At 67.6% G+C, this 21053-nt stretch carries 20 protein-coding genes; 13 read left to right on the top strand and 7 right to left on the bottom strand.

Annotated elements, in window-relative coordinates; genetic code table 11:
* Positions 1–18 precede the first annotated feature (18 nt).
* Positions 19–777: a hypothetical protein gene (locus GNX71_RS15395; RefSeq protein WP_206179102.1), complete on the bottom strand. Its 759-nt coding sequence runs from the start codon at positions 775–777 to the stop codon at positions 19–21.
* A gap of 114 nt (positions 778–891) precedes the next feature.
* On the opposite strand from GNX71_RS15395, the gene smc reads away from it, so the two are divergent.
* The 5 genes from smc to def all read left to right on the top strand — a co-directional run bounded on the left by smc (position 892) and on the right by def (position 8778).
* A complete protein-coding gene (smc, locus tag GNX71_RS15400) occupies positions 892–4407 on the top strand; it encodes a chromosome segregation protein SMC (protein WP_206179103.1) in 3516 nt (1171 codons plus the stop codon).
* 14 nt (positions 4408–4421) lie between these two features.
* Positions 4422–5522, top strand: a complete 1101-nt coding sequence (locus GNX71_RS15405) for a cell division protein ZipA C-terminal FtsZ-binding domain-containing protein (RefSeq protein WP_206179104.1) — start codon at positions 4422–4424, stop codon at positions 5520–5522.
* A 25-nt stretch (positions 5523–5547) separates the two neighbouring features.
* The gene (gene ligA, locus GNX71_RS15410) at positions 5548–7632 is read left to right on the top strand and encodes an NAD-dependent DNA ligase LigA (RefSeq protein ID WP_206179105.1); all 2085 of its coding nucleotides are present in this window, start codon (positions 5548–5550) and stop codon (positions 7630–7632) included.
* A gap of 112 nt (positions 7633–7744) precedes the next feature.
* On the top strand, positions 7745–8206 hold the full coding sequence (locus GNX71_RS15415; protein ID WP_206179106.1) for a hypothetical protein: 462 nt from the start codon (positions 7745–7747) through the stop codon (positions 8204–8206).
* A gap of 32 nt (positions 8207–8238) precedes the next feature.
* Complete coding sequence (gene def / locus GNX71_RS15420; protein ID WP_206179107.1) at positions 8239–8778, top strand: peptide deformylase; 540 nt, start codon at positions 8239–8241, stop codon at positions 8776–8778.
* A 19-nt stretch (positions 8779–8797) separates the two neighbouring features.
* On the opposite strand, the gene GNX71_RS15425 is transcribed toward def, so the two are convergent.
* Complete coding sequence (locus GNX71_RS15425) at positions 8798–9187, bottom strand: DoxX family protein (protein WP_042581827.1); 390 nt, start codon at positions 9185–9187, stop codon at positions 8798–8800.
* 155 nt (positions 9188–9342) lie between these two features.
* Here GNX71_RS15425 and GNX71_RS15430 point away from each other — a divergent pair, with 155 nt between their 5' ends.
* The 3 genes from GNX71_RS15430 to GNX71_RS15440 are packed head-to-tail and all read left to right on the top strand — an operon-like array spanning position 9343 to position 12430.
* Positions 9343–10377 (top strand): amino acid ABC transporter substrate-binding protein, encoded by a 1035-nt coding sequence (locus GNX71_RS15430; RefSeq protein WP_176657564.1) that lies wholly within the window; start codon positions 9343–9345, stop codon positions 10375–10377.
* On the top strand, positions 10374–11375 hold the full coding sequence (locus GNX71_RS15435) for an ABC transporter permease subunit (protein WP_206179108.1): 1002 nt from the start codon (positions 10374–10376) through the stop codon (positions 11373–11375). Before GNX71_RS15430 ends, GNX71_RS15435 begins: the two co-directional genes overlap by 4 nt.
* Positions 11372–12430 carry an amino acid ABC transporter permease gene (locus GNX71_RS15440; RefSeq protein ID WP_206179506.1) on the top strand — a complete coding sequence of 353 codons (1059 nt, stop codon included), beginning with the start codon at positions 11372–11374 and terminating at the stop codon, positions 12428–12430. Before GNX71_RS15435 ends, GNX71_RS15440 begins: the two co-directional genes overlap by 4 nt.
* Here GNX71_RS15440 and GNX71_RS15445 read toward each other — a convergent pair.
* A complete protein-coding gene (locus GNX71_RS15445; RefSeq protein WP_206179109.1) occupies positions 12385–13911 on the bottom strand; it encodes a sodium:solute symporter family protein in 1527 nt (508 codons plus the stop codon). The genes GNX71_RS15440 and GNX71_RS15445 overlap by 46 nt on opposite strands.
* Positions 13908–14195 carry a DUF3311 domain-containing protein gene (locus tag GNX71_RS15450; RefSeq protein WP_206179110.1) on the bottom strand — a complete coding sequence of 96 codons (288 nt, stop codon included), beginning with the start codon at positions 14193–14195 and terminating at the stop codon, positions 13908–13910. Before GNX71_RS15450 ends, GNX71_RS15445 begins: the two co-directional genes overlap by 4 nt.
* A gap of 214 nt (positions 14196–14409) precedes the next feature.
* Here GNX71_RS15450 and GNX71_RS15455 point away from each other — a divergent pair, with 214 nt between their 5' ends.
* From GNX71_RS15455 to GNX71_RS15465, 3 genes are read left to right on the top strand one after another with little or no spacing between them, the layout of a single operon-like run.
* The gene (locus GNX71_RS15455; protein WP_206179111.1) at positions 14410–14946 is read left to right on the top strand and encodes a cupin domain-containing protein; all 537 of its coding nucleotides are present in this window, start codon (positions 14410–14412) and stop codon (positions 14944–14946) included.
* A 1-nt stretch (position 14947) separates the two neighbouring features.
* A complete protein-coding gene (locus tag GNX71_RS15460) occupies positions 14948–15325 on the top strand; it encodes a TIGR04076 family protein (protein ID WP_241027277.1) in 378 nt (125 codons plus the stop codon).
* On the top strand, positions 15322–16380 hold the full coding sequence (locus GNX71_RS15465; RefSeq protein WP_206179113.1) for an aldo/keto reductase: 1059 nt from the start codon (positions 15322–15324) through the stop codon (positions 16378–16380). Before GNX71_RS15460 ends, GNX71_RS15465 begins: the two co-directional genes overlap by 4 nt.
* A 6-nt stretch (positions 16381–16386) precedes the next feature.
* Here the strand turns inward: GNX71_RS15465 and GNX71_RS15470 are convergent, their stop codons facing one another.
* The 3 genes from GNX71_RS15470 to GNX71_RS15480 are packed head-to-tail and all read right to left on the bottom strand — an operon-like array spanning position 16387 to position 19133.
* Entirely contained in the window at positions 16387–16785 is a 399-nt protein-coding gene (locus GNX71_RS15470) for a PPC domain-containing DNA-binding protein (protein ID WP_206179114.1), read from the bottom strand.
* Positions 16786–16800: 15 nt separating this feature from the next.
* Positions 16801–18453, bottom strand: coding sequence for a phosphoglucomutase (alpha-D-glucose-1,6-bisphosphate-dependent) (pgm, locus tag GNX71_RS15475; protein ID WP_206179115.1), 1653 nt, complete (start codon positions 18451–18453; stop codon positions 16801–16803).
* Entirely contained in the window at positions 18450–19133 is a 684-nt protein-coding gene (locus GNX71_RS15480; RefSeq protein WP_206179116.1) for an HAD family hydrolase, read from the bottom strand. The genes pgm and GNX71_RS15480 overlap by 4 nt, the downstream gene beginning before the upstream one ends.
* 182 nt (positions 19134–19315) lie before the next feature.
* Here GNX71_RS15480 and GNX71_RS15485 point away from each other — a divergent pair, with 182 nt between their 5' ends.
* Both GNX71_RS15485 and GNX71_RS15490 read left to right on the top strand, forming a co-directional pair.
* Entirely contained in the window at positions 19316–19648 is a 333-nt protein-coding gene (locus GNX71_RS15485) for a hypothetical protein (RefSeq protein WP_241027278.1), read from the top strand.
* 54 nt (positions 19649–19702) lie between these two features.
* Positions 19703–21052, top strand: a complete 1350-nt coding sequence (locus tag GNX71_RS15490) for a bifunctional diguanylate cyclase/phosphodiesterase (RefSeq protein ID WP_241027279.1) — start codon at positions 19703–19705, stop codon at positions 21050–21052.
* Position 21053 lies beyond the last annotated feature (1 nt).

A 21053-nucleotide genomic window follows, 5' to 3' on the forward strand; every position in this document is an offset into this window, starting at 1 on the left:
TCATGCGATTCGGCGGGCCTATTTCGGCAGCATCGTGAAGAAGGGCATGACCACGCCCATGACCCAGTTCTGCCCGAAATCGAGCGCCGCACGGCGGTATTTCTCGTCGGCCTGTGCTGCCAGCAGGTCGAGCCGGGCCACCACTTTCGACAGTTCGCGGTCGGCCACGAGGTTGCGGCCGCGCTCGCTGATCTCGGTGGCCAGCAGCAGCGGCTGGCCGTCGGGGCCGGTCTTGGAGGAGATCAGCCAGAGCGAGATCTCGAAATTGCGCGCGGCCCGGTAGCTGTTTTCGGCGTCGACGCCGTCGATCATGGTCTGCTCCCAGGTGCCGCCATTGGCCTGCTTGAGCAACGAGGCCCAGCCGACCACCAGCGCCGCGACGCGGTCGCCCTGGTAGGGCTGCGGCCCCGTCTCGAACGCCAGCCGGATGGCCTCGATGCCGGTGGCACCGCGCAACTCGGGCAGGTCGGGGCCTTTCAGGACCGCGTCCCAAGTCCGCTGGGTGGCTTCGTCGATGCTGGCCGCCGATTTGCGCCATTCGCGCGGGTTGCGTTTGTAGAGCGTGGTCTGCACACGCCGTATCGACTGCAGGTTGTCGCGCAAGGAGAGATTCGCGATGCGGTTGGCGCCGGACTGCAGCCATTCCTGGTTGGCATAGGGTTCGGCGCGCTCGGTCGATCGGGTCGCCGCGCAGCCCGCCAGGCCGAGCAAGGAGGCAGCGCCCGCCAACAGGCAGGTGCGTCGTGCCGCAAGGGGTAAAACCGGAGAAACACTCATGCCCTGACGTTATCATCCAAGACTGGGGCGGCGGCTCGCTTCAAGCTGCGGGCCCGTGCATTTTTCCTTACAAATCAATACCTTGGCGTTAATGCCAAGGCAGGCCGACAAGTCGTGCGTCTCAATTCCATCAAGCTCTCGGGCTTCAAGTCGTTCGCCGAACCCACCAACTTCCTGCTGCCGGGCCAACTGGTCGGCGTGGTCGGGCCCAACGGTTGCGGCAAGTCGAACATCATGGATGCGGTGCGCTGGGTGCTCGGCGAATCGCGCGCCTCAGAGCTGCGCGGCGAGTCGATGCAGGACGTGATCTTCAACGGCACGACCACCCGCAAGCAGGCCAGCCGTTCGAGCGTCGAGCTGGTGTTCGACAACGCCGACCACCGCGCCGGCGGCCAGTGGAACCAGTTCGGCGAAATCGCGGTGCGGCGCGTGCTCACGCGCGACGGCACCAGCAGCTACTACATCAACAACCAGCCGGTGCGCCGCCGCGACGTGCAGGACGTGTTCCTGGGCACGGGCCTCGGGCCGCGCGCCTACGCCATCATCGGCCAGGGCACGATCAGCCGGATCATCGAATCCAAGCCCGAGGAACTGCGCCTGTTCCTCGAGGAAGCCGCCGGCGTCTCCAAGTACAAGGAACGTCGCCGCGAAACCGAAAACCGCCTGGGCGACACGCGCGAGAACCTCACGCGCGTCGAAGACATCCTGCGCGAACTCAACGCCAACCTCGAGAAGCTCGAGAAGCAGGCCGAGGTGGCCGCGCGCTACAACACGCTGCAGGGCGATGCCACGAAGAAGCAGCACCAGCTGTGGTTCCTGAAGCGCAGCGAGAGCGATGCCGACCAGGCCAAGATCAAGTCCGATTCGGAAAAGGCGATCAACGACCTCGAATCGCGCACCGCCGACTTGCGCCACATCGAAGCCGAACTCGAAACCGTGCGCCAGGCCCACTACGCGGCCGGCGACCAGGTCAACCAGGCGCAGGGCAAGCTCTACGAGGCCAGCGCCGAAGTCGGCCGGCTCGAAGGCGAGATCCGCTTCGTGGTCGAAGGCCGTCAGCGTGTCGAGCAGCGGCTGGTCCAGTTGCGCGAGCAGATGGGCCAATGGGGCACGCGCCGCGAAGAGGCCGAGACCGAGATCGAAACGCTGGCCGGCAAGGGCGTCGATGCCGAAGAGCAGGCGATCCTTCTGGCCGCGCAGCTCGAAGAACACGACGCGCGCATGCCCGAGCTCGAAGAAGCCGTGCAGCGCGCCCAGGACGAGGCCAACAGCCAGCGCACGACCGTGTCGCAGGTGCAGCAGCAGATCCAGGTGCTGGCCGCCGACCAGCGCAACATCGAAGACCAGAGCCGCCAGCTCACACAGCGCAGCGAGCGCCTTCGCGCCGACCAGAACGCGCTGGCCGCACCCGACGAGGCCCGCCTGCTCGACATGCAGGAGCAACTGGCCGCCGCGCAGGAAACCGCCAGCGAAGCCGAGGCCCGCCTGCACGAACTGCAGGAAGCCGTGCCGCAACTGGACGACGACCGCCGCGCGAAGCAGCAGGCCGTCAACACCGAAGGTGCGCGCCATGCCGAGTTCTCGGCGCGGCTCGAAGCGCTCCGTGCGCTGCAGGAAAAGGTCAAGACCGACGGCAAGCTGGCCCCCTGGCTCGCCAAGCACGGCCTGGACGGCCTGCAGGGCCTGTGGAGCCGCATCCACATCGAGCAGGGCTGGGAGAGCGCGCTCGAAGCCGCGCTCCGCGAGCGCCTGGGTGCGCTCGAAGTCAGCCGGCTCGACATGGTCCGTGCCTTCGGCAACGACGCACCGCCGGCCAAGCTGGCGTTCTACAGTCCGCCGTCGGCCGGTGCGCCGCAGGGCGCGGCGACGCTGCCGCGGCTGTCGAGCCTGCTGCGCCTGAACGATGCTGGCCAGCAAGCGCTGCTGAACGATTGGCTCCACGGCTGCTACACCGCCACCAGCTTCGAGGAAGCACTGGCGCAGCGCGCCACGCTGCAGCCGGGCGAAGTCATCTATGTGCAGAGCGGCCACGCCGTGTCGTCGCACAGCGTCAACTTCTACGCGCCCGATTCCGAGCAGGCCGGCCTCCTGGCCCGTCAGCAGGAAATGGAAAACCTGGAGCGCCAGCTCAAGGCCCAGACGCTCATCAACGAAGAAGCGCGCATCGCGCTGATCCGTGCGGAAGCGGCCTACGGCGATGCCGCGCAACGCCTCGTGACCGCGCGTCGCGAAGCCGCCGACACCCAGTCGCGCGCCCACGAACTGCAGGTCGAAACGCTGCGCATGACCCAGCTCGCCGAGCAGACGCGTGCGCGCAGCCAGCAATTGGCTTCCGACCTTGGCGAAGTCGACGCGCAGCTCGAAGAACTGCAGGAAAAGCGCATCGCCGCCGAAGGCCGCTTCGAAGAACTCGACATGCAACTGGCCGACAGCCAGGAGCGTCACGCGCAGCTCGACGAGCGCGTGATCGAAGCCGGACGCGCGCTGAATGCCAGCCGCGAGCAGCACCGCAGCCTCGAACGCCAGGCGCAGGAGGCCACCTTCTCGCAGCGCACGCTCGAAGCGCGCCGCGCCGAATTGAATCGCGCAATCGAGACTGCATCGCAGCAGGTCGTGGCACTCACCGACGAAGACGAGCGCGCCCGCGCCGAGCTCGGCCGGCTCTCCGACGCCGCCGCGCAAGCCGGCTTGCAGGATGCGCTGTCGCTCAAGCTCGAACGCGAAACCGCGCTGGGCGCATCGCGCAGCCAGTACGACGACCTCACGCTCAAGCTGCGCGCGAGCGACGAGCGCCGCCTGCAGCTGGAACGCGAACTCGATCCGCTGCGCCAGCGCATCACCGAATTCCAGCTCAAGGAACAGGCCGCGCGCCTGGGTGTCGAGCAGTACCAGCAACTGCTGGAAGATGCCGGCGCCGACCTCGAAGCCATCGCGCAATCGATCGAGACCGACAAGGTGCGCCTCACGGGCCTGCAGAGCGAAATCGATCGCCTCAACCGCGAGGTGGTGGCGCTCGGCGCGGTGAACCTGGCCGCGCTCGACGAGCTCGCCATTGCCAGCGAGCGCAAGACCTTCCTCGACGCCCAGTCGGCCGACCTGAACGAAGCCATCGGCACGCTCGAAGACGCCATCCGCAAGATCGACGCCGAAACGCGCGACCTGCTCGGCGGCACCTTCAAGATCGTCAACGAGCACTTCAGCCGCATGTTCCCCGAGCTCTTCGGCGGCGGCAATGCAAGGCTCGTGATGACGGGCGACGAAATCCTCGATGCCGGCGTTCAGGTGCTCGCACAGCCGCCCGGCAAGAAGAACCAGACCATCCACCTGCTCTCGGGCGGCGAGAAGGCGCTCACGGCCATCGCGCTGGTGTTTGCGATCTTCCAGCTCAATCCGGCGCCGTTCTGCCTGCTGGACGAAGTGGACGCGCCGCTGGACGACGCGAACACCGAGCGCTATGCCAAACTCGTGACCGCCATGAGCCGCGAAACCCAGTTCCTCTTCATCAGCCACAACAAGATCGCCATGGAAATGGCCGAGCAGTTGATCGGCGTCACGATGCAGGAGCAGGGCGTTTCGCGCATCGTCGCGGTGGACATGGAGGCTGCGGCTTCCATGGTCGAGGCCGCCTGAGGCTGGCGGCGCGCATGAGCAACCTCACTCTCGCTCTCTCCATTCTTGGCGGCCTCGTTCTCGCGGCTGTCGTCGGCTACGAAGCCCTGATGTCGCGCCGCAATGCGCCACGCCAGCCGGACGCGGTGGACACCGCGCTGGCCGACGTGGAGCGCTCGATGTCGTCGGGCGATGACATGGAGCCCAGGCTGCATGTCGATCCGAACCAGCTCTCGGCGCAAGACCGCCACGAGCCGCTGTTCGATCCCGACCTGCCGGCACCCAGCGGTGTTCCGGTGCCCACCGGCGAGCGGCGCGGCGGGCTCGATCCGCTGATCGACGTGATCGCGCCGGTGTCGCTGGACGGCCTCGCCTCGGGCGACGCCGCCATCGCGGCCATGCCGCCGACGCGTCGTGCGGGCAGCAAGCCGGTTGCCATCGAAGGTCTCAACGAGCACACCGGCCAATGGGAGCCGCCTGTCGCTGGGCAGCGCTACAGCGCATTCCAGGTCGGCGTGCAACTGGCCAACCGCACGGGCGCGCTCAACGAGATCGAGTATTCCGAATTCGTGGTCAAGGCGCAGGCTTTCGCCGATGCGGTCAACGGCTCGCCCGAATTTCCCGAGATGCTCGATGAAGTGGCGCGCGCCCGCGAACTCGACCAGTTCGCGAGCGCGCACGATGCGCAACTCGGCTTCGTGCTGCGCGCGCTGCATGCGGCCTGGAGCCCGGGCTACGTGCAGCAGAACGCCGCGCGGCTCGGGTTCGTGGCCGGCATCATTCCGGGGCGCATGGTGCTGCCGACGGGCGAAGTCGGCCTGCCGCCGATCCTCGGCCTTGCCTTCGACACCCAGGCCGCGCTGGCCGACGACCCGGCGCAATCGGCCATCCGCGAACTCAGCCTGAGCCTGGATGTGCCGCAGGTCGATCGCACCGAAGAGCCATTCCGCCGCATGCGTGAAGCTGCCGCTACGCTCGCGCGCGAAATGGACGGCGTGGTGACCGACAGCGACGGCCAGTTGCTGCGCGACGAGACGATGGACGTCATCGGCAACGACCTCGAGCAGCTCTACGACACGCTCGACGCGCGTGATCTGGCGGCCGGCTCACCCCTGGCCCGCCGACTCTTCAGCTGATCCGATTTTTTCGGGAGACACCCACATGACGACGCGCGACGAAGCGGCACGCGAAGCCGCCGCACTGAGCGAACAGCTTCACAAGCACGCCCACCTTTATTACGTGCTCGACGCGCCCTCGGTGCCCGACGCCGAGTACGACAAGCTCTTCCAGCGCCTGCAGGCCCTGGAGACGGAGTTTCCCGAGCTGCGCACGCCCGATTCACCGACGCAGCGCGTGGGCGGCAAGGTGCTCGACGGCTTCACCAAGGTGCGCCACAAGGTGCCGATGCTGTCGATCCGCACCGAGACCGACATCACGCCCGGCGGCGCGAGCGCCTTCGATGCGCGGGTGCGCAAGGAACTGGGCCTGGCCGAGGACGGGCCGCAGGTCGAGTACGTCTGCGAGCTCAAGTTCGACGGCCTCGCCATGAACCTGCGCTACGAAGACGGCGTGCTGGTGCAGGCTGCGACGCGCGGCGACGGCGAAGTCGGCGAGGACGTCACGCAGAACATCCGCACGGTGCGCGAGATTCCGCTGCGCCTGAACGGCAAGGCGCCGCCCGTGGTCGAGGTGCGCGGCGAGGTCTACATGAAGCGCGCCGACTTCGACGCGCTCAACGAACGCCAGCGCGAGAAGATCGCCGCTGGCCAGAAGAACGAGAAGGTGTTCGTCAATCCGCGCAATGCCGCCGCCGGTGCGGTGCGCCAGCTCGATCCGGCGATTGCCGCGGCACGGCCACTGAGCTTCTTTGCGTACGGTCTCGGCGAAGTCACGCCGGCCGCGGAAGGCGGGCCGGATTGCCCGACCCAGCTCGACTGGCTGCAGCAATTCCACGCCTGGGGCTTCCCTGTGGCCACGCAGACGGCACGGGCGAAAGGCGCGATCGAGCTGATCGCGTTCCACGAAAACATCGGCCGCCAGCGCGATGCCTTGCCCTACGACATCGACGGCGTGGTCTACAAGGTCGACAGCGTCGAGCTGCAGCGGCAACTGGGCTTTGTCTCGCGCGAGCCGCGCTGGGCCGTGGCGCACAAGTACCCCGCGCAGGAGCAACTGACCGAGGTGCTGGGCATCGAGATCCAGGTCGGTCGCACCGGCAAGCTCACGCCGGTGGCCAAGCTTGCGCCAGTGTTCGTCGGCGGTGTCACTGTGACCAACGCCACGCTGCACAACGAGGACGAGGCCCGCCGCAAGGACGTTCGCGTGGGCGACACCGTCATCGTGCGGCGCGCGGGCGACGTGATTCCCGAGGTGGTCGGCGTGGTGCCCGAGAGCCTCGCCAAGCCCGAGGGCGAACGCGGCCCGGTCTTCACCATGCCGCACCAATGCCCCGTGTGCGGCTCGGCAGCCGTGCGAGAAGAGGAAGAAGTCGACTACCGCTGCACCGGCGGCCTGTTCTGCGCGGCGCAGCGCAAGGAGGCCATCCTGCATTTCGCGGCACGGCGCGCGGTCGACGTCGACGGGCTGGGCGACAAGCTGGTCGAGCAGCTGGTGGATGCCAACCTCATTCGCACCTTGCCCGATCTCTACAAGCTCGGGTTCACCACGCTCGCGGGGCTGGACCGCATGGCCGAGAAGTCGGCCAAGAACCTTGTCGACGCGCTCGAGGCGTCCAAGAAGACCACGCTGCCGCGCTTCCTGTTCGGCCTGGGCATCCGGCACGTCGGCGAAAGCACGGCGAAGGACCTTGCCAAGCATTTCGGCAAGCTCGACGCCATCATGGACGCGACCGAAGAGCAACTGCTCGAGGTCAACGACGTCGGCCCGGTGGTGGCGCAGAGCCTGCGTACCTTCTTCGACCAGCCGCACAACCGCGAGGTCGTCGAGCAGCTGCGCGCCTGCGGACTGACCTGGGAAGAGGGCGAGCCCGCGGCCCGTGCGCCAAAGCCGTTGGCGGGCCTGACCTTCGTGATCACCGGTACCCTTCCTACGCTGGGCCGCGACGAGGCGAAGGATAAATTGGAGGCAGCCGGTGCCAAGGTCGCCGGTTCTGTCAGCAAGAAGACCCATTACCTCGTGGCCGGCGAAGAGGCCGGCAGCAAGCTCGACAAGGCCCGGGAAATCGGGGTGACGGTGATCGACGAGGCGCGTATGCTGGAGATTCTCGAGAACGGCGTCACGGAATGAAGGCGCGACGGGCGGCCTCTTTACCGGCCGTTACGCGACTTCATCGCAGCGCAGTCAACAGGGTCTACAACCTGACGTTGAAAGAAAACTGAAGGCCAACAAGGAGCCCCTCATGCAAAAAATCCGTGTTCTTGGTGCCAGCATTGCCCTCGGCGGCCTCGCGCTGCTGACGGGCTGCGTTGCGGTTCCCGGCGATCCCTACTACTCGGGTGACTACTCCGGCGGTTACTCGCAGCCGTATTACTCCGATCCGTCGCCCGTGGTCGTTGCGCCCGCGCCGGTCTATATCCAGGGCGGGGGCTACTACGAGCGTGGCCGCTACTACGACCGTCGTCCGTACTATGGGGGGCGCCCCGGCTATCCGGCCGTGCGCCCGAGCTACCCCGCGGTGAGGCCCGGCTACCCCGCTGCGCGTCCCCCGCGGGTCGATTGGGGCGGTGCTCGTTCGGGTCCTGGCACTGCCGGTGGTGGTGTTCCGGGCATCACGCCCTCGCAGCCGCAGCAGATGCCCCGCGGCCCGGCACGGCTGTGGACTACGCCGGACTCGAAGAACAACACCCAGGGTATCCCGTGATCGGGGTGTGAGGCTGTCGCGATAATCCCGCGATGGCCATTCGCGAAATACTCAAGATGGGCGACCCCCGGCTGCTGCGCATCGCGCAGCCGGTCGCCGCTTTCGATACCGACGAACTGCACCTCCTGGTGCGCGACATGTTCGAGACCATGCATGCGGTCAACGGCGCCGGCCTCGCGGCACCGCAGATCGGCGTTGACCAGCAGCTCGTCATCTTCGGTACCGACATCGTCAACCCCCGCTACCCCGACGCACCGCCCGTGCCCCGCACCGTGCTGCTTAACCCCGTGATCACGCCCATCGGCGATGACGAGGAAGAGGGCTGGGAAGGGTGTCTCTCGGTGCCGGGCCTGCGCGGCGTGGTGCCGCGTTTCGCCAACATCCGCTATACCGGCTTCGATCCGTATGGCGACCCCATCGATCGGGTCGCGAGCGGTTTCCATGCGCGCGTGGTGCAGCATGAAGTCGATCACCTGCTGGGCAAGCTCTACCCGATGCGGGTGCGCGATTTCTCGCGCTTCGGCTACACCGAGGTCCTGTTCCCGGGCCTCGATGCGGCCGATGACGACTGATTGACCGAAGCCTTCGCTCTTACCTGTTGCTGAGGCCGAAGCGGCCGCCGCCCGTGAAGGCCAGCGAGATCGCCGCGAACAGGAACATGCCCTGCAGCTCCAGCGCCCAGCCGCCCTGGCCGTTGATGGCGCCGAGGTCCTTGCGGTGTACCAGCCAGATCGCCACCAGCATGTTGATCGCCACGATCACCGCGGCCGGCCGGGTGAACAGGCCGACGATCAGCAGCGCGGGCGCCAGGATCTCACCGACATAGACCCCATACGCCAGGAAAGCCGGCAGGCCATGCGAGGCAAGCATGCCGCCGATACCGTCGACGCCCTTGGTGACCTTGGCCACGCCGTGCAGCAGGATGAGGATGCCCAGCGCGAGGCGCAGAACGAGCTTGCCGGTGTCGTCGGACTTGAACATTGTGTGATTCCTGTTCGGGAGAGTTGATAAAGGGCCGTATGGTATTGCGGTATTGGCGCCGCACAGGGCATATGCATCCAACCGACCCTTCTTTGGCGCGGCCGCACGACGCCCCGTACACTGGCTTTTGTTGTCTGTTGAGGAGAAACACACCCATGAAAAACCGATTCCGCCCGGCGCTGATCGCCGCCGCATCCCTGGTCGCCCTTGCCACCGCCGCGCCGGCCTTCGCAGGCAAGACGCTCGATGCGGTCAAGCAGCGCGGCACCGTCAAGTGCGGCGTGACCAACGGGGTGGCGGGCTTTTCTGCACCCGACACCCAGGGCAACTGGTCGGGCCTCGATGTGGACACCTGCCGCGCCATTGCGGCCGCCGTGCTCGGCGATGCGAAGAAGGTCGACTTCGTGCCCCTCAATTCGCAGCAGCGCTTCTCGGCCCTGCAGGCCGGCGAAATCGACATCCTGGCGCGCAACACCACCTGGACCCTCACGCGCGACGCCTCGCTCGGCTTCAACTTCACCACCATCACCTACTACGACGGCCAAGGCTTCCTGGTGCCCAAGAAGCTCAAGGTGACGAGCGCCAAGCAGCTCAAGAACGCCACCATCTGCACGCAGTCGGGCACCACCAACGAGAAGAACGTCTCCGACTACTTCCGCGCCCAGAACATCCCGGTGAAGACCGTCGTCTTCGAGAGCTTCGAGGCCTCGTTCAAGGCCTTCTTCTCGGGTCGCTGCCAGGCCTTCACGACCGACGCGTCGGCGCTCGCGGGCCTGCGCAACAAGGAGGCGCCGAACCCCGACGACTACATCATCCTGCCCGAGCTGATCTCCAAGGAGCCGCTCGCGCCCCTGGTGCGCCGCGGCGACGATGAGTGGTTCGCCATTGCCAAGTGGGTGCCCAACGCGCTCATCGAGGCCGAGGAGGCCGGCGTCACGCAGGCCAACGCCGATGCGCTCAAGGCGAGCAGCAAGGACCCGGCGCAGCAGCGCCTGGTCGGCACCGGCGAAGACCTGGGCAAGCTGCTGGGTCTGGACAAGGACTGGTCGTTCCGCGCGATCAAGGCCGTGGGCAACTACGGTGAAGTGTTCGAGCGCAACGTCGGGCCGAAGTCGGTGCTCAAGCTGCCGCGCGGCTCCAACAATTTGTGGAGCAAAGGCGGCCTCATCTACGCACCACCGGTGCGATGAGTCGTGAGGGCGCCTCGCGCCGCGGCGCCTGGCTGGCCTGGGCCGTCCAGGCGCTGCTGGTGCTGGCCGTCGTGGCCGGCGCCTTCTGGGTGGTGCACCACGCGCTCGACGTGCTGCGCGCACGCGGCGTGCGCTCCGGCTTCGACTTTCTCACCGAGCCCGCGGGCTTCTCGATCAGCGAGGGCTGGCTCGATTTCGATGCCAGCCAGCCGTTCTGGCGCGCCTTTCTCGCGGGCCTGATCAACACGGTGCGGGCGGCGGTGCCCGCGGCGATTTTCTCGGTTGTGCTTGGCACGCTGATCGGCATCGGCCGGCTCGCCCCGCACGTGCTGCTGCGCGGCATCTGCACCGCGTATGTCGAGCTGCTGCGCAACGTGCCGCTGCTCGTCCAGCTGCTGATGCTGGCCTTCGCGATGGCGAATCTGCTGCCTGATCCGACTGAACCCGTCCGGCTGCTGCCCGGCGTGTGGCTCAGCAAGGGCGGACTCAGCGTGCCGTGGCCCGTGGCAGGCGAGGGCGGCTGGTGGCCGACGCATTTCGAGTGGCCCGAGCGTGGCGATTTCGGTGTGAGCGGCGGCGCCGCGTTGAGCCCCGAGTACGTGACCATCGTCGCCGGCTTGTCGTTCTATTCGGCCGCCTTCGTCGCCGAGATCGTGCGCGCCGGCATTCTTTCGGTCTCGCAGGGGCAGGTGCTGGCGGGGCAGGCGCTGGGGTTGTCGTCGGTGCAGCAGCTGCGCATCGTGATCCTGCCGCAGGCGCTGCGGGTGATCGTGCCTTCGCTCACCAACCAGTTGCTCAGCCTCGTCAAGAATTCGTCGCTCGCGGTGGCCGTGGGCTATCCGGAGCTGGTGTCCGTTGCCAACACCACCATCGGCTCGAACGGCCGGGCCTTCGAGTGCATCGCGATCATCATGGCGGTGTACCTGCTGATGTCGCTCGTGATCTCCTTCGGCATGAACCGCTACAACGCGCGCGTCGCCTTGCGGGGATGGCGATGAGGAATGTCGCGCAAGGCCCGATTGCCTGGCGCCGCGAACTCTGGGGTTCGCCGCTGCGCGCGCTGGCGACTGTGCTGCTGATCGCGCTGCTCGCGTGGGTCGGCTTTCACATCGTCGAGTGGGCCGTGGTGCATGCGGTGTTCCGCTCCGACGCCGAGGCCTGCCGCGCGGTGCAGCACGGCGCCTGCTGGGGCGTGGTGGCCGAGAAGTGGCGGCCGATGCTGTTCGGGCGCTTTCCGTATGAAGAGCAATGGCGGCCGGCCATCGCGGTGGTCGTGCTCTCCGCCGTCACCGTGCTGAGCGCTTGGCCGCGCAGCTGGCGCTGGTGGCTGGTGCCGCTGTGGATCGTCGCGCTGCTGCTGTTCGTGCTGCTGATGCGCGGGGGCGTCTTTGGGTTGAGTGATGTGCCGACGAGCCGCTGGGGCGGTCTGCCGCTCACCATCGGGCTCGCGGTCGTGGGACTGGCGCTGGCCTTTCCGCTCGCGCTGCTGCTCGCATTGGGCCGACGTTCGGGCTGGCCGGTGGTCCGCACGCTGAGCGCGAGCTACATCGAGCTGGTGCGCGGCGTGCCGCTGATTTCGGTGCTGTTCATGGCGTCGTTCCTGTTGCCGCTGCTGTGGCCGGCGGGCTGGCAACCCGACGTGCTGGTGCGGGTGCTCGCGGGCCTCACGCTGTTCGTCGCGGCGTACCTGGCCGAAATCATCCGCGGCGGCCTGCAGGCCGTGCCGCGCGGCCAGACCGAGGTGGCGATGGCGCTCGGTTTCGGCCGCTGGCCGGTGCAGCGCGACATCGTGCTGCCGCAGGCCCTGCGCCTCGTCGTGCCCGCGCTCACCAACAGCGTGGTCGGCACGCTGAAGGACACCTCGCTCGTCACCGTCGTGGGCCTTTTCGAACTGACCGGTGCGTTGGGCCTCGCGCTCGGCGGCGATCCGGTCTGGCGGCCGTTCTATCTCGAGGGCTATCTCTTCATCGCCGCCGTGTACTGGGTGCTGTGCTTCGGGCTCTCGCGCTACAGCGTGTGGCTGGAGCGCAGGCTGGCGAGCGCGCCGACCTGAGCCGCATCCTGCGGACTGTCGTCCTGCAGTCCGAGCGCGATGGCCTTGTCCCGCGGCGCCTTCGTCACGAGGCTCACGGCCACGACGACTGCGGCGTTGATGGCCATCGCGATCAGCCCGGCCTCCCATTGCGGCACCGTCGCAGCCCAGAACTTCGCCGCGAACGGCGCCAGCAGCGCGACGAAGCCGGCCACGAGCCCGGCCAGCACGCCGATGGCGCTCGTGCGCTTCCACAGGAACCCGAGGAACACACCCGGCGCGAGCATGCCGATGGCCGAATACGCATCGAGCAGGATCTTCACCAGCGAGCCTTTCTGGCTCACCGACAGCCACACGGCGATGGCCGCGAAAACCACCAGCGAGCCGCGCGACAGCGCCAGTGAAGCGCGCTCGCTTAATCCGCTCCTGAACGGCCGCACCACGTTGCGCGTGAAGATCGACCCGGCCGTCAGCAGCAGCAGCGAGCCCGGCGCCAGCGCCAGCAGGAAGCCCGTGCCCGCCAGCAGCCCGACCATCCACGCCGGATAGCGGTCGGACACGAACTGCAGCAGCGCCGCATTGAGGTTGCCGCCCGGCGGCTGCGTCTGCGCCAGCAACGCCGCGAAGCCCAGCAGGATGATGAAGAAATAGGCCAGCGAATACAGCGGCTGCCAGATCGCATTGCGCCGGATCGCCGTCGCGCTGTGCGCCGTGTACGACATTTGGAACAGGTGCGGGAACACCCAGTTTCCCAGCGCGATGTTGATCGCCGAGGTCATGAGCCAGATCGCGGTGGTCGGCGAGGTGGCGTCCAGCCCCGGGAACTTGCCGATGCCCGGGTGCTTCGCCTCCGCCATCGAGAACAGGTCGAGCAGCGAGGCCGCGCCCACCTTGCTCGCGACCGTGACGCTCAGCAGCACCACCACGACCACCATCAGCACGTCTTTCACGCCTGCGGCGAAGGCGGCGGAGCGCACGCCAGCGACGAACACGAAGGCGATCATCAAGACGCCGGCGCCGATGGTCGCGGCCTCGCTGGAGATGCTGTTGCCCAGCGTGAGCTGCACGATCAGCCCGAGGCTCACCAGCTGGATCTGCACATAGACCACGAGCGACGCGATGCCGACCACGCCCGTCAGCACGCCCAGCCACGGTGCCTCGTAGCGCGCCGCGAAGAAGTCGGACTGCGTGAGCAGCTTGCCGATGCGCCCGGCGCGCCAGATCCGCGGCATCAGCCAGTAGCCGACCGCGTAGCTCATCGAGACCGAGCAGAACGCGAGGTATGCCGGCGCCCCCAGCGCCCAGGCGTAGCCCGAGATGCCGAGCACCGCGAAGGTCGTGTAGACCTCGCCCGCGTTCATGAACCAGAAGATCAGCGTGCCGAGGCTGCGCCCGCCGACGGCCCAGTCGGCGAAGTTGTGGGCGCGGCGCGTGCGGCGACCGTAGGCGATGGCGCCGGCAACGGTCGCGAGCAGGATGGCCAGGACGATGGCGAGCTTCATGGTGCGCCGTCCTCGTGGGCCTTCAGGCTGTGGGCGAGGAAGGCGGCTTCCTCGGCTTCGACGCCGGCCCTGGCATCGAGGCGAAAGACGATCGCGATGACCACGCTGGTCAGCACGATGCCCGCCATCTGCCAGAACATGGGGAAGGGCAGTCCGAACGGGGTGAGCGCGATGTCGTTCACGGCCGGCGCAAGGCAGGCCTGCCAGATGAACGGAAAGACCAGCAGCCAGCGGTGTCCAAGGCGTCGCCGAGTGGGGCGTGTGGGGGAATGCGGGTCGGCCATCTCGATGCTCCTGTAAAGTATTACTGCACGATCTGGGCGCGGAGTGTGCAGAGAAAATGCACAAAGCACAAGTAGGGCTGGCGGCAATCATCGCTGGGAATACTGGAAGTTACGCAGCTTCTTCGAGCCCTTGACGTGCACCAGAACCGTACATACCATCCCGCTTGTTGTGCTGTGTGGATGCACAAATAAGAAGCAAAGAAAGACCCAGCCCATGATCGGCGACCGACTGAAGGAATTGCGAACGGCCCGCGGCCTGTCCCTGCGCGAACTGGCCGCGCAGGCGGGCGTGTCCGCCACGCTGTTGAGCCAGATCGAGCGCGCCGTCACCGATCCGAGCCTGGAAACCCTGCGCCGGCTCGCCGGGGTGTTCGGCGAATCGGTGTCGTCGTTGTTCTCGGAGCCGACGCCGCCGACCGTCTGGATCAGCCGGCCCAATCAGCGCGTGATGCTCACCGCGCCCAAGGGCCAGGTGGCCTACGAGCGGCTGACGGCCGGCGCGGGACAGCTCGAAGTGCTGCGCGCCGTGCTCGAGCCGGGCCAGATGTCGGCCGACGAGCCGCGCGGCCACGAGTCGGCCGAATGCGTCTACGTCGTTACGGGCGCGCTGGTGGCGCAGGTGGCGGGCGTCGACTACGCGGTGAAGGCCGGCGAGAGCATCTCCTTCGACGCGCGGCTGCCGCACCGCTACCTGAATGCCTCGAAGGCGCCGACCGAAATCATCCTGTCCGTCACCCCACCGAACCCCTGACATGAACACTCCGACACCCCCGGACGACGGCGCCTTCACGCTCTACGACCTTCGCGTCGAGGTGGTCGCGCCCGAAGGCGCGAAGCTCTATTGCAACGCCAAGGTCGGCGACTATTTCGAGCTGCGCGGCGAGATGCTGCACCTGCCCGAGGGGCAGGGCTTCTCGATCTATTCGCTGGGCGCCTTGCTGCCGCTGCTCGCGGCCAAGCAACGGCCCACCGATGCCAACGACTGGATGAGCACCGACGCCGAAGTGGCGTGCCCCGATCCGCATTGCCCGTCGCGCTTTCGCATCACGCGCACCGCGACGCGCGTTTTCCGCCACGCCGACACCACGGCCGTGGTCCACCCTTCCAAGTCTTCCAGGCAGAACCCATGAGCCAACCGCAACGCATCGACCTCGCGCCGAACTACTCGATCTCCCGCCTGCTGAAGGGCGGCTGGCAACTGGCCGGCGGCCACGGCGGCATCGACCGCGCCGCGGCCATCGCCGACATGGCGGCGTACTACGAGGCCGGCATCACCACCTTCGATTGCGCCGACATCTACACCGGCGTGGAAGAGCTGATCGGCGACTTCCGGCGCGAGCACATCGCGCGCCATGGCAGCGGCAGCCTTTCGCAACTGCGCGTGCACACCAAGTTCGTGCCCGACCTCGCGACGCTCGCGCAGATCGACAAGCGCCAGGTCGAACAGACCATCGACCGGTCGCTTCAGCGGCTGGGCGTCGAGCGGCTGGACCTCGTGCAGTTCCACTGGTGGGACTACGGCGTGCCGCGCTATGTCGAGGTCGCGCACTGGCTGCAGGAGCTGCAGCGCGCCGGCAAGATCGAGCTGCTGGGCGGCACCAATTTCGACACTGCACGCGTGCGCGAGCTGGTCGATGCCGACGTGCCGCTGCGCAGCATGCAGGTGCAGTACTCGCTGCTCGACCAGCGGCCGCAGCCGACGCTGGCGCCGTATTGCGCGGCATCGGGCATCCAGTTGCTGTGCTACGGCAGCGTGGCGGGCGGGTTTCTGTCGGAGCGCTGGCTCGGCGCGAGCGAACCGCGGGAGCCTTACGAGAACCGGTCGCTGGTCAAGTACAAGCTCGTCATCGATGACTTCGGCGGGTGGGATCTGTTCCAGCAACTGCTCCAGCAGATGCAGAAGGTGGGGCAGCGGCATGGCGTGTCGATCGCCACGGTGGCGATGCGCTGGGTGCTGCAGCAGCCGCAGGTGGCGGGCGTGATCGTCGGCGTGCGGCGCGGCGACCATCTGGCAGACCACCTGAAGGTGCTGTCGCTGCAGCTCGATGCCGAGGACATCGCCACGCTCGATACCGTGCTGGCGCAGCGCCAGCCGCCGAGCGGCGATGTGTACGCGGTCGAGCGCGACATCGAAGGCCGCCACGGCCGCGTGATGAAGTACGACCTCAACAAAGAGCCGCACTGACCCTGTTCAGGTTTTGGGTCGCGGCACCAGTTCGGGATAGCCGGTGGCCGGATCGTGCTCGCGGGCGAAGCGCCATTCGGGCAGCCAGGCGATCAGGATTTCGGCGGTGGTGCGCACCGTGCAGCCCGGTGCTACATGGCCGCCGCGCACCTGGCCTGCGGCATCCGACACGCTGATGTGCAGGTGAGCGCCGTGCGGTGAAAGCGTGCCGGACAGCGTGAGGATTTCAAGGTCGCCTTCGAGCACTGCGGCGCTCTCCACTCCGGCATACCGGATGCGCGCGCCGCTCAGGCTTCCGATGCCCGAGACCACGAAAGCCGCGTCGGCACCACGTTGCTTGAGCGCCGCGTCGAGCGCGCCGCGCAAGTCATCGCCCGGGTTCAATCGCAGCGTGTGGGCTTCCATCGCCGGTCGCTGGCGTCAGCTCGACAGCGCCTTGTCCACCAGCTGCTGCGCCTCTTCGAGGATGCGCGCGAGGTGCTCCGCGCCCTTGAAGCTCTCGCCGTAGACCTTGTAGATGTTCTCCGTGCCCGAGGGCCGCGCCGCGAACCAGCCATTGGCGGTGACGACCTTCACGCCGCCGATGGCCGCGCCGTTGCCGGGCGCATGGCTCAGCACGGCCTCGATCTTGTCGCCCGCCAGTTCGGTAGAGCTGACCTGCTGCGGCGACAGGTTCGACAGCTTCTTCTTCTGTTCGACCGTCGCCGCCGCATCCACGCGGTCGGACACCGGCTGCCCCAGCGCCTGCGTGAGTTCGGCATAGCGCTCGCCCGGGTCGCGCCCGGTGCGCGCGGCGATCTCCGCCGAGAGCAGGGCGGGCACCATGCCGTCCTTGTCCGTGGTCCAGGCTGAGCCGTCGTGGCGCAGGAAGGTCGCGCCCGCGCTTTCCTCGCCGCCGAAGCCGAGCGATCCCTCCACCAGCCCATCGACGAACCACTTGAAGCCCACCGGCACTTCGTAGAGCTTGCGCCCGAGCTTTGCCGTGACGCGGTCGATCATCTGGCTGCTCACCACCGTCTTGCCGACGGCGGCACCCGCCGGCCATTGTGGGCGGTGCGTGTAGAGGTAGTCGATCATCACCGCGAGGTAGCTGTTCGGCTGCATCAGGCCCGCGCTGCGCGTGACCACGCCGTGGCGGTCGTGGTCGGTATCGCAGGCGAAGGCGATGCCGAAGCGGTCTTTCAGCGCGATCAGCTTGTGCATCGCGTCGGGCGAAGACGGGTCCATGCGGATGCGGCCGTCCCAGTCGAGCGACATGAAGCGGAAGGTCGGGTCGACCTCCTGGTTGAGCACGGTGAGGCGCTGGAGCTTGTAGCGCTCGGCGATGGCCGGCCAGTAGTGCACGCCGGCGCCGCCGAGCGGATCGACGCCCAGGTCGATCTGCACGCCGCGGATCGCGTCCATGTCGAGCACCTGGGCCAAATCTTCGACGTAGGTGTTCAGGTAGTCGTGCCGGTGCGTGGTGGAAGCCTTCAGCGCCTGTGCGAGCGGCATGCGCTTCACGCCTTCGAGCCCGTTCGCCAGCATCTTGTTGGCGGCGGCTTCGACGGCCGAGGTGATGTCGGTGCCGGCGGGGCCGCCGTTCGGCGGGTTGTACTTGAAGCCGCCGCTCTCGGGCGGGTTGTGCGAGGGCGTGATGACGATGCCGTCGGCCAATCCTGTCGTGCGGCCGCGGTTGTAGACCAGGATCGCATGCGAGACGGCCGGCGTCGGCGTGTATTCGTCGTCCTTCGAGAGCATCAGCTCGACGCCGTTGGCAGCCAGCACTTCGACCGCACTGCTGAAAGCGGGCGTGGAGAGCGCGTGCGTGTCGATGCCGAGGAACAGCGGGCCGTCGATGCCTTTCTGCTTGCGGTAGTCGCAGATCGCCTGGCTGATCGCGAGCACATGCCATTCGTTGAACGCGTCATCGAACGAGGAGCCGCGGTGGCCCGAGGTGCCGAAGGCCACGCGCTGCGCGGGCACGGAAGGGTCGGGGCGACCGGTGTAGTACGCCGAGATCAGGCGCGGCACGTTCACCAGCAGTTCGAGGGGCGCAGGTTTGCCTGCGAGGGGATTCGTTTGTTGACTCATGTCTTGGATGCCCAGTCGTCGATTTGAATGAGGTCGCCGATGCGTTCGATGGTGATGTCGGCGGGCGCGTAGGCGGCAATGGCCTGCGCGTCGAGCGCATAGTGGCCTTGCCGCACGAAGACGGTGGTGAGCCGCGGCCCCCAGATCGCCTTCATGGCGGAGAGCAGGCGCAGCTTGTCGTCGACCATCACGTAGTGCGCGGCGGGGTGGCACTCCTCGATGGTGTCGAGCATCTGCTCCTTGTGAACGTAGATCAGCACGCGGCCTTCGACCGCATCCCACAGGCCCGAGCGCTGCACCTTGCGCGGCTGGAACACCACGTCGCCGTCGGACAGGATCACCGTCGGGCCGAAGCGGCGCAGATGCTTCAGCGCATCGAGCGCGCCGGGGTACAGGCGGTCGGCGAAGGGGTAGTCGATGAGAAAGCTCGACATCAGCAGCAGCCGCGAATCGCTCATGCCGCGCTTGCTCTCTTCGGCCCGGTAGCGCTGCAGCGCGCCGAGGTAGTCGACGTAGCCGAGTTCGCTGCGCAGCGTCTCGAAGGCGGCCCAGTAACGGCTGGCATTCTCGGCGCCGAAGGCTTGTTCGAGGTGGGTGCGCAAGTCACCGACGACGCCGTCGTTGTCGAGCAGGGTGTTGTCGACGTCAACGAGAAAAACGGTGTCAGGGTGCTGTGTCATGAGGGGGCGCCCAGAGGGCCGGAGCTGCATGCATCGCATTCAGGATACGCCATCGAAAAGGCAGCACCGATACCCATCGTGAATTAGTTGATGCTTTGTGTACCGCTGGCTTAACCTGTGCACGGCGTGTCGTTTTTGGCGAATAAGCTTCCACCAGTTTCAAGGAGCAAAAAAGTATGCGCATGAAGAATGGTCGAAGCTTGTTGTGCCTGTCGGCCGTGGTCCTGCTGCTGGCAGGCTGCGCGGCCCCACCGAAGGACCGGCCGCTGACCTCCGAGGTGCCCGAGCCGCCGAGCTTCGCGCCGCCGCCGGAAACCTGTCAGGCCGCGGCCGTTCGCTTCGGGCTCGGCCTGCAGGCGACCCAGGCCCTGCTGCAGGAAATGTTGGAGCGCGCAGGCGCCAAGACGGGCCGCACCGTGCCCGCAACGGAAGCCGCGAGCCCGGCGCAAGACCCCACGCGGCTCAACCTGCAGGTCGAGCCCACGGGGCGCATCGTCGGCGTGTACTGCGGATAGTTCTCTTTGGCCGTGGGCTCCGGAATCGGCGCGTCGATGCCGCAGAATCCGGGCATGTTGTTTTCCATGTCGCCGGACGACGAGCTGGGCCGCCTGCCTCCCGACGAGGTGCTGTCGCCGTTGATCGAAGACTGGGCGCGCGCGGGCAAGCGCGTGGCCGTCGTCTGCGACATCGACCTCGACCGCTTCGGCGAACTCAACCAGCGGCTGGGCATGGCGGGCGGCAATGCCGCGCTGGTCGAGGCGGCCCGCCGCATCAAGCAGCAGTTGCCGCGCGAGTCGCTGCTGGCGCGCATCGGCGGCGACGAGTTCGCGGCCGTGTTCGCCGGCCTCGGACCGACGCAGTGCCACAGGGTGCTCGAGCGCGTGCTCGCCGCGCTGGCAGAACCCTGGGAATGGCGCGGCCACACGGCGAGCCTGGCTGCGAGCCTGGGTGCGCGGTTGATGGGCAGCAGCGGCCCGCCTCCCGAGATCGCCTTGCGCGATGCCCAGCATGCAGCCTTCTATGCCAAGCGCGCCGCCGACGGCAAGGTGCATTACTTCGATGCGCCGCAGGCCGAGGCCGATGTGCAGGTCGCGCGCCAGCGACAGCGCATCCAGGAGGGGCTCGCGCAGGGCGAGTTCTGCCTCTGGTACCAGCCCAAGGTCGACATGCGCCGCGGCGTGGTGCCGGGCGCCGAAGCGCTCATCCGCTGGCAGCACCCCGAGCGCGGCCTGCTGCAGCCGATCCATTTCGTGCCGCTGCTGGAAGACGACGCGCTGGCCGAACAGGTCGGCAACTGGGTCATCGCCACCGCGTTGCGGCAGGCGTACGACTGGCGCGCGGAGGGGCTGCGGATGTCGATCAGCGTCAACCTGAGCCCGCTGCACATGCTGCGGCACGACTTCGTCGACCGGCTGGCCGAGCAACTCGCGCAGTACCCCAGGCTGGGGCCGGGCACGCTGGAACTCGAGATCCTCGAGACCACGGCCATCAGCCAGTTCGCCACCGTGGCCCGCTTCGTCGAGGCCTGCCAGGCGCTGGGGGTGGCGGTGGCCATCGACGACTTCGGCACCGGCTATTCGTCGCTGACCTACCTGCGCCAGCTGCCGGTGTCCTCGGTCAAGATCGACCAGTCCTTCATCCGCGGCATGCTCGACAGCGAGCCCGACCGGGCGATCGTGCAGGGCATCCTGCTGCTGCTGCGCGCGCTCGGGCGCACGGCCGTGGCCGAAGGGGTGGAAACGCTGGCCCATGGCGAGGCGCTGCTGGCCATGGGCTGCACGCTCGCCCAGGGCTACGGCATCGCCAGGCCGATGCCGGCCGACCGGATGAAGCACTGGGTGGCCGAGTTCGAGCGCGCGCCGCCCTGGGGGCGCGACGATTCGCCGGCAGCACCGGCCGAATCGTCCTCGCTGCCCTGAC

Source organism: Variovorax sp. RKNM96 (genome assembly GCF_017161115.1).
Lineage (GTDB): Bacteria > Pseudomonadota > Gammaproteobacteria > Burkholderiales > Burkholderiaceae_C > Variovorax.

Bases quoted from the DNA above. Each gene is read 5' to 3' on its own strand.
- GNX71_RS15470 (WP_206179114.1), bottom strand. From the start codon at position 16,785: ATGGAAGCCCACACGCTGCGATTGAACCCGGGCGATGACTTGCGCGGC.
- GNX71_RS15430 (WP_176657564.1), top strand. From the start codon at position 9,343: ATGAAAAACCGATTCCGCCCGGCGCTGATCGCCGCCGCATCCCTGGTC.
- GNX71_RS15480 (WP_206179116.1), bottom strand. From the start codon at position 19,133: ATGACACAGCACCCTGACACCGTTTTTCTCGTTGACGTCGACAACACC.
- GNX71_RS15460 (WP_241027277.1), top strand. From the start codon at position 14,948: ATGAACACTCCGACACCCCCGGACGACGGCGCCTTCACGCTCTACGAC.
- pgm (WP_206179115.1), bottom strand. From the start codon at position 18,453: ATGAGTCAACAAACGAATCCCCTCGCAGGCAAACCTGCGCCCCTCGAA.
- ligA (WP_206179105.1), top strand. From the start codon at position 5,548: ATGACGACGCGCGACGAAGCGGCACGCGAAGCCGCCGCACTGAGCGAA.
- GNX71_RS15435 (WP_206179108.1), top strand. From the start codon at position 10,374: ATGAGTCGTGAGGGCGCCTCGCGCCGCGGCGCCTGGCTGGCCTGGGCC.
- GNX71_RS15415 (WP_206179106.1), top strand. From the start codon at position 7,745: ATGCAAAAAATCCGTGTTCTTGGTGCCAGCATTGCCCTCGGCGGCCTC.
- GNX71_RS15440 (WP_206179506.1), top strand. From the start codon at position 11,372: ATGAGGAATGTCGCGCAAGGCCCGATTGCCTGGCGCCGCGAACTCTGG.
- GNX71_RS15405 (WP_206179104.1), top strand. From the start codon at position 4,422: ATGAGCAACCTCACTCTCGCTCTCTCCATTCTTGGCGGCCTCGTTCTC.
- GNX71_RS15445 (WP_206179109.1), bottom strand. From the start codon at position 13,911: ATGAAGCTCGCCATCGTCCTGGCCATCCTGCTCGCGACCGTTGCCGGC.
- GNX71_RS15450 (WP_206179110.1), bottom strand. From the start codon at position 14,195: ATGGCCGACCCGCATTCCCCCACACGCCCCACTCGGCGACGCCTTGGA.
- GNX71_RS15485 (WP_241027278.1), top strand. From the start codon at position 19,316: ATGAAGAATGGTCGAAGCTTGTTGTGCCTGTCGGCCGTGGTCCTGCTG.
- GNX71_RS15490 (WP_241027279.1), top strand. From the start codon at position 19,703: ATGTTGTTTTCCATGTCGCCGGACGACGAGCTGGGCCGCCTGCCTCCC.
- GNX71_RS15455 (WP_206179111.1), top strand. From the start codon at position 14,410: ATGATCGGCGACCGACTGAAGGAATTGCGAACGGCCCGCGGCCTGTCC.
- GNX71_RS15465 (WP_206179113.1), top strand. From the start codon at position 15,322: ATGAGCCAACCGCAACGCATCGACCTCGCGCCGAACTACTCGATCTCC.
- def (WP_206179107.1), top strand. From the start codon at position 8,239: ATGGCCATTCGCGAAATACTCAAGATGGGCGACCCCCGGCTGCTGCGC.
- GNX71_RS15425 (WP_042581827.1), bottom strand. From the start codon at position 9,187: ATGTTCAAGTCCGACGACACCGGCAAGCTCGTTCTGCGCCTCGCGCTG.
- GNX71_RS15395 (WP_206179102.1), bottom strand. From the start codon at position 777: ATGAGTGTTTCTCCGGTTTTACCCCTTGCGGCACGACGCACCTGCCTG.